The following is a 561-nucleotide window of genomic DNA, read 5'->3' on the forward strand; positions in this document are numbered from 1 at the left end:
GCTTAGTAGACAACCTTCGCGCAAAAATTGACGTGACAGATGGTAACGAAACATTGGCAACAGGGTTTTCCGATGTTGCGCTCCTGGCCACTGCTGGTTTTTTTGATACGAGTGAAACTGATGTTGCCTGGGCTATCAATGAGTATGCTGATGGTGCTGGTGGGTTTGGGAAGCAGTACGGCGATGGCGATGTGCTTATTCACGTTACGTCACAAGACCTTGGGTTCAGTGATGCCGTCCTCACTGGCAATACTCCACCTCCACCGTCTACGCACGCATCAAATCTTGATAATTATAAAAATGCTGTTGATCTACATATTCAGGAAGCCGAGTTTGGTATACGTGCTTCAGACGGCAGTGTTGAGACTGCCTTAAGCAAGAATTTCTCAGTGGAAGCTTACCTAGGTTATTTAGATATAGTTATTAAAAACCAAGGAAATGACTTTCATGATACGACCGGCAATTCTTCGAATGGTAAGCCAAGAAATATATTGCTAGCTGATTCATATCTGGGGATCGATGCGAAATTTCGTGTAGAAGATTTGGATATTGATAGTACGA

General features: G+C 43.7%; 1 protein-coding gene. It reads left to right on the forward strand.

Annotated features, from left to right (window positions below):
• Nucleotides 1-561 (forward strand): hypothetical protein (locus A3757_RS27280; protein ID WP_197470251.1); only part of this gene is annotated, 561 nt, incomplete at both ends.

This window comes from Oleiphilus sp. HI0117, assembly GCF_001635235.1.